We start from the raw sequence: 6,467 nt of genomic DNA, 5'->3' as shown, positions 1-6,467 counted from the left end.
CGCGACTACTACCGCATCGCCACCCGCCAGGGCCAGCAGGCCTGGGTGTACGCGCCGCCGGGCGAGCAGGGCGGCTGGATGCTGCACGGGTGGTTCGGATGAGCGCGCTGCCCGACTACGCCGAACTGCACTGCCTGTCCAACTTCAGCTTCCAGCGCGGCGCCTCCAGCGCGCCGGAGCTGTTCGCGCGCGCGCGCCGCCACGGCTACCGCGCACTGGCGATCACCGACGAATGCACCCTGGCCGGGATCGTGCGCGCCTGGCAGGCGGCGCGCGAGGTGGGCCTGCCGCTGATCGTCGGCAGCGAGCTGCGCCTGGCCGACGGCCCGGCCTGCGTGCTGCTGGTCGAGACCCTGCAGGGCTACCGCACCCTGTGCCGGTTGATCACCGACGCCCGCCGCCGCGCCGACAAGGGCGATTACCGGCTGCTGCGCAAGGATTTCGCCGGCGGCACCGAAGGCCTGCTGGCGCTGTGGCTGCCGGACGCGTCCGCCGACCCGGCTGACGGCCGCTGGCTGCAGGCGCTGTTCCCCGGCCGCACCTGGCTGACGGTGGAACTGCACCGCGGCCCCGACGACGCCGCGCGGCTGGTGCGGCTGCAGGCGCTGGCGCGGCAGCTCGACATGCCGGCGGTGGCGGCCGGCGACGTGCACATGCACGCCCGCGGCCGCCGCGCGCTGCAGGACACCATGACCGCAATCCGCCACCACGTCACCGTGGCCGAGGCCGGGCAGCGGCTGTTCCCCAACGGCGAGCGCCATCTGCGCCCGCGCCAGGTGCTGGCGGAGCTGTACCCGCCAGAACTGCTGGCCGAGAGCGTGCGCATCGCGCGGCGCTGCACGTTCGACCTGGGCGAACTGAAGCCGCACTACCAGTACCCGCACGAGCTGGTGCCAGAGGATCACGACGCCGCCAGCTGGCTGCGCAGCCTGGCGCTGGAAGGACTGCGGCGGCGCGCTGAGCAGGGCGCGCTGCACGACCTCGACAAGATCGACGCGGTGCACGCGCAGATCGACAAGGAGCTGGCGCTGATCGCGCTCAAGGGCTACGAGAACTACTTCCTCACCGTGCACGACATCGTCCGCTTCGCGCGCGAGCGCGGGATCCTCTGCCAGGGCCGCGGCTCGGCGGCCAACTCGGCGGTGTGCTTCGCGCTGGGCATCACCGAGGTGGACCCGTCGCGGCAGCGGCTGCTGTTCGAGCGCTTCATCTCCGCCGAGCGCGACGAGCCGCCGGACATCGACGTCGACTTCGAGCACGAGCGCCGCGAGGAGGTGATCCAGTATGTGTTCGGTCACTATGGCCGCCACCGCGCGGCGCTGGCGGCGGTGGTGATCAGCTACCGCGGCGCCGGTGCGGTTCGCGACGTGGCGCGCGCGCTGGGCCTGCCGCAGGACCGCATCGACGCGCTGGCGCGGGTGTTCGAGCGCTGGAGCGTGGAACTGCCGCCGGACGCGCTGCTGCGCGAGCATGGTTTCGATCCCGACGCGCCGCTACTGCGCCGGGTGCTGGCGCTGACCGCGCAGCTGGTCGGTTTCCCGCGGCACCTCTCGCAGCACCCCGGCGGCTTCGTGATCTCCGAGCATCCGCTGCACACCCTGGTGCCGGTGGAGAACGCGGCGATGGAAGACCGCACCGTGATCCAGTGGGACAAGGACGACCTGGACGCGGTGGGCCTGCTCAAGGTCGACGTGCTGGCGCTGGGCATGCTCACCGCGCTGCGCCGCTGCCTGGATCTGCTGCGCAACCACGGCGGCCCCGACCTGGCGCTGGCGACGATCCCGCCGGAGGACAAGAAGACCTACGACATGGTCTCGCGCGCCGACACCATCGGCGTGTTCCAGATCGAATCGCGCGCGCAGATGGCGATGCTGCCGCGGCTGCGGCCGCGCACTTTCTACGACCTGGTGATCCAGGTGGCGATCGTGCGCCCGGGGCCGATCCAGGGCGACATGGTGCATCCGTACCTGCGCCGCCGCTGCGGCGAGGAGCAGGTGACCTATCCTTCCGAGGCCTTGAAGAAGGTGCTGGTGCGCACGCTCGGCGTGCCCCTGTTCCAGGAACAGGTGATGGAGATCGCGATCGAGGCCGCCGGCTACAGCCCGGGCGAGGCCGACGGCCTGCGCCGGGCGATGGCGGCGTGGAAGCGCCACGGCGGGCTGGAGCCGCACCGCGAACGGCTCACCCGGGGCATGCTCGAGCGCGGCTACACCGCCGAGTTCGCCGCGCGCATCTTCGAGCAGATCAAGGGCTTCGGCAGCTACGGCTTTCCGGAGTCGCACGCGGCCAGTTTCGCGCTGCTGGCCTACGCCAGCTCCTGGCTCAAATGCCATCATCCGGCCGAGTTCGCCTGCGCCATGGTCAACAGCTGGCCGATGGGCTTCTACAGCCCCGACCAGCTGCTGCAGGACGCGCGCCGCCACGGCATCGGCGTGCGCCCAGTGGACGTGCGCCACAGCGACTGGGACTGCACGCTGGAGCCGGAGGCCGGCGCGAAGCGCGGCCGGCCGTTCGCGATCCGCATCGGCATGCGCCTGGTGCGCGGGCTGCGCGAGGAAGACGCGCTGCGGGTGATGGAGGCACGTTCGCGGCGGCCGTTCGCCGACATCGGCGACTTGTGCGAACGCGCCGGGCTCGACCAGCGCGCCCGCGCGCTGCTGGCCGATGCCGGCGCGCTGCGCGGCCTGGCCGGGCACCGCCACCGCGCGCGCTGGGCGATCGCCGGGGTGGAGGCGCAGCGGCCGCTGTTCGGCGCAGACACTTCCGCCCCGGAACAGGCGGTGCTGCTGCCACCGCCGGGCACGGCAGAGGACGTGGCCGCCGACTACGCCAGCACCGGCACCACGCTAGGCCCGCATCCGCTGCGGCTGCTGCGCGCCAAGCTGCGCGCGCGCCGCTGCCGCGACAGCCGCGACCTGGCCGCGCTGCCGCACGGTCGCAGCGTCACCGTGGCCGGCCTGGTCACCCTGCGCCAGCGCCCGCAGACCGCCAGCGGCGTGACCTTCATGACCCTCGAGGACGAGCACGGCATGGTCAACGTGGTGATCCGCCGCGACATCGCCGAAGCCCAACGCCGCCCGTTCCTGGAATCGCGCCTGCTGCAGGTCGAGGGCCGGCTGCAGGCGGTAGCCGGCGTGCGCCACCTGGTCGCCCGGCGGCTGCACGACCTCACCCCGCTGCTGCAGGGGCTGGACGTGCGGAGCCGGGATTTTCATTGAGCGCCATTTCAGTCCCCCACGTCAGGATCGCCTCGTCCGGCAGCTCATTGTGCCGCTCCCGGCGCGTCCTGGCGGTTTTGCCCACCCTCCAGGCGCAACTGTCCTGCTGCCGGCAGCAAATGTCGGCGCGCCATCCACGGGCCGGGGCAGGGTAGCTCCACCTGAGCCTGGAACAAAGAAGATGCCTGGCTCGTTCGAATACCGGCGCGGCGCGAATGTGCGGATGCGCAGGACGCGACCGTGAGGCGACTGCCGATGAGATCCCGGTATTGGTCCGTCGGCTGCGGCGGGAACTACGTTGTCCGCGAACGGCGCGGTAGTCACCGGCGCCAGCGTGCCGGATAGCCTGGAGCGCGACCGACCGTCATCACGCGTGGCCGAACCACCGCAGACGAATCCTCGACCGCTCAACTTCTCCATTTTCTCCACGAGAGGCCCGGCAATGGGCGTGCCTCAGCTCGACCCGACGTTCCGTTGTCGGACGGCGCGTGCATTTCCGAAGGCGGAAGCTTGACACTATCGAAATTTAAATCCTAGTATCGGATCGCCGCTATAGCGGCGACCTGCAATTTAGTCAACGTCAAGGAGTAGGCTCATGGAGAAGCAGAAGGAAGTGAAATTGTTCGCGTTCAAGCTGGCGAAGCAGAAAGAAGAAGGTCTTAAGCCCCAGGCGCAATGGAAAGTTCGTGATAGCGTTTCCGTAGCCGGGTGCACCACCTGGCTGGCAATTGGGCCGAGCAAGTGGGACCCGGATGGTGGTATGTACTGTTGATTTACCGCTGAAGTGACAGCCTTGCCGTACGGCAAGGCTGTTCTCGTTCATGTGCCCCGCGCGAGCTCGGAATGAAAAGGACTTTGGCGATCACGCACAGCGCAGATTTGCATGTGGACCTGGCTGAACCCGTATTTCGCGCCGAAGGCGGTCGACTTTTTCGCTTGAACCTCGACTGCTTCCCTCGCGACTATGAGTTTTGCCAGACATTCAAGTCGGGCATTTTATTCAACCAGATGCGCCATCTGCCGTCCGGCGAGCTGATCGATTTGAGAGAGGTCGGCTCCGTTTGGAACAGGAAGCCGGCGAAGTTTTCATTCTTAAGCGAGAATCTGACGAGCCAGGAACTCGCTTACGCCGAGCGAGAAAGCGAGCAGGCTTTATTCGGCCTCTTGTACACGCTGGACTGCTACTGGATGAGCCATCCTGTCGCCCTGCGTGGTGCCATGTGGAAAGGCGAGCAATTGCAGCGTGCGGCGAGAATCGGATTCCGCGTACCGGATTCGATCATCACGAATTCGCCCCGGAAGGCCAGATCATTCAAGAATTCCATACAGGGCAACATGGTATTCAAATCCATGTCGACGCCTGATCTTTGTGCTTATGATGTCGAGTCGGGTGACCGTGTCTCGGATGGCGTCACGACGACGGTCATCACCGATGACATGACGAGCATCCTCGGCTCAGTCAAAGAGCTGGCTTGCCAGTTCCAAGAATACGTCGACAAACATCATGAGCTACGAATAACGGTCATTGGCGATCATGTGTTCGCGGCCATGATCCACTCTCAGGATGACCCGAGAACAACCATCGACTCGCGCGACATGTCGGCGGAAATTGCTTACGAACCGACAATTCTCCCGCCTGAAATCGAGGCGCGCTGCCTCGATCTTGTCAGGAGCTACGGACTTACATACAGCGCCATTGATCTCATCGTTACGCCGGATGGCGAGTACGTCTTCCTGGAAAACAATCCAGCTGGACAATTCCTCTACGTCGAGCAGCTGGTTCCAGAATTCAAGATGCTTGAAGCTGTGGTGCGCACCTTGCTCAAGGAGGGCGCGTGACGCAGGCCAGCGCATTTCCCGTACTGAAGCAACTGGAATGTCTGGAAGCGCTTCGTGGAAGCCGCTTGTTGATTCTTGCTGCATCGCATCTCGAGATCGAACTGCTGCCAGAGCTGTATGAGCAGTGTCGCAGTATCGGCCGAGTTCCGCGCTTGGATGTGCTGCTTCAAGGTCGCGGCGGTGTTGTCAACGATGTCAGAAGAATCGCGCGGTTACTGCGTCGATTCACAGACCACCTGGCCTTCATAGTTCCTTTTCGATGTGAATCTTCAGCGACACTGCTGGCGCTGTCGGCCGACGAAATAATCGCAGGCGATCTCGCTATTTTTTCTCCGATAGATCCTCATTTGCACGGTAGCGCAGATGGAGCCGGTCCAGCGGTATTTTCATGTCAGGACATCAGGCTGTTCGGCGAGATGTGCAGCGATTGGTTTGGCGTGAGTTCCGATGAAGCGCGAATCCAGTCATTGGGTCTCCTGTGCAACAGTATATTTCCCCCTACCCTGACGGCGTTCTATAGAACGACACTGGAGATGCTGCAGATTGGTGAAGAACTTCTGCGATTCCAGCTTCCAGACGCGAGCGAAGCTGCACGGTCGAAGATAATAAAACAGTTGATGTTCGGCTATCACTCGCACAGTTATGCTCTCGCGCGCGAAGACTTGGCTGAAATAGGACTCAAGCTTCGTTCTCTACCGGACGTCGAAGATTCGGCATGGGAGATTTCCAAGTGTCTGCAAGCAAGGATCGGTGGGGGAGTGCGTGAATCGGAGGGTGATGACTGGTTCGACGCAGTGATAGGATCCCGCTCCGGGATGAAACTGCGCAAGCGGCGTCCCAACGGCCTTGCGCCGAGCTGGGTCGAAGTCGAGATTTCGTGATGACGTTTGCGGCCTACCTTTCGGAAGTGTTCCGTTTTTTCGCCGCGTTTTTCTTGCTCCTTGCCGGCCTGGGGAAGATAAGGTTTTACAAGGATTTCCGCGGCAATTTGAGTGAATCATTCGGTTTGAGTGCTGGATTGAGCGCGGCGATTGCACCTTTAACTATCATCGCCGAGGTGTTGGTCGCCTTGACTATTCTCGTGAGCAATAGGAGCGCCTACCCGGGCATGGTATCGGCGTTGATCATGCTGTGTATTTTCACCGGGCTCATTTCCTTCAAGTTCCTGAAGGATGGGGCTGTTAAATGTAGTTGCTTCGGCGAAGCGGCGCGACCGGTGTCGGGATACGACTTGGCGCGGAATCTGGCGCTGATAGCCTGCATCTTTTTCTACCTGTTCGCCGCAGATGAATCAGCAGGGCTGAGCCTGGAAACAGGCTTGTTGGTTGCAGCCCTGTCGCTGATCCCTACGGTCATTGCCGTAGAATTCCACGAGATAGCCACACTTGTGGCGGACGGGCTCGAGTAGTG

General features: G+C 64.3%; 5 protein-coding genes. All 5 read left to right on the top strand.

Features of this window, described 5'->3' with window-relative positions; all coding sequences use genetic code 11:
- Positions 1 to 3,218: error-prone DNA polymerase (locus H0E84_RS03380; protein WP_425600455.1), on the top strand; the 3,218-nt coding region annotated here is incomplete at its 5' end.
- Between the two features lie 595 nt (positions 3,219 to 3,813).
- A complete protein-coding gene (locus tag H0E84_RS03375) occupies positions 3,814 to 3,990 on the top strand; it encodes a hypothetical protein (RefSeq protein ID WP_180677210.1) in 177 nt (58 codons plus the stop codon).
- 71 nt (positions 3,991 to 4,061) lie between these two features.
- Positions 4,062 to 5,057, top strand: a complete 996-nt coding sequence (locus H0E84_RS03370) for an ATP-grasp domain-containing protein (protein ID WP_180677209.1) — start codon at positions 4,062 to 4,064, stop codon at positions 5,055 to 5,057.
- Entirely contained in the window at positions 5,054 to 5,938 is an 885-nt protein-coding gene (locus H0E84_RS03365) for an SDH family Clp fold serine proteinase (RefSeq protein WP_180677208.1), read from the top strand. The genes H0E84_RS03370 and H0E84_RS03365 overlap by 4 nt, the downstream gene beginning before the upstream one ends.
- The gene (locus H0E84_RS03360) at positions 5,938 to 6,465 is read left to right on the top strand and encodes a MauE/DoxX family redox-associated membrane protein (RefSeq protein WP_180677207.1); all 528 of its coding nucleotides are present in this window, start codon (positions 5,938 to 5,940) and stop codon (positions 6,463 to 6,465) included. The genes H0E84_RS03365 and H0E84_RS03360 overlap by 1 nt, the downstream gene beginning before the upstream one ends.
- Positions 6,466 to 6,467: the final 2 nt, after the last annotated feature.

The organism is Luteimonas salinisoli (genome assembly GCF_013425525.1).
GTDB lineage: Bacteria > Pseudomonadota > Gammaproteobacteria > Xanthomonadales > Xanthomonadaceae > Luteimonas > Luteimonas salinisoli.
Note: the sequence above shows the minus strand (reverse complement) of the source record. Positions and strands in the feature narration are given on the sequence as shown.

Bases quoted from the DNA above. Each gene is read 5' to 3' on its own strand.
- H0E84_RS03375 (WP_180677210.1), top strand. From the start codon at position 3,814: ATGGAGAAGCAGAAGGAAGTGAAATTGTTCGCGTTCAAGCTGGCGAAG.
- H0E84_RS03370 (WP_180677209.1), top strand. From the start codon at position 4,062: ATGAAAAGGACTTTGGCGATCACGCACAGCGCAGATTTGCATGTGGAC.
- H0E84_RS03360 (WP_180677207.1), top strand. From the start codon at position 5,938: ATGACGTTTGCGGCCTACCTTTCGGAAGTGTTCCGTTTTTTCGCCGCG.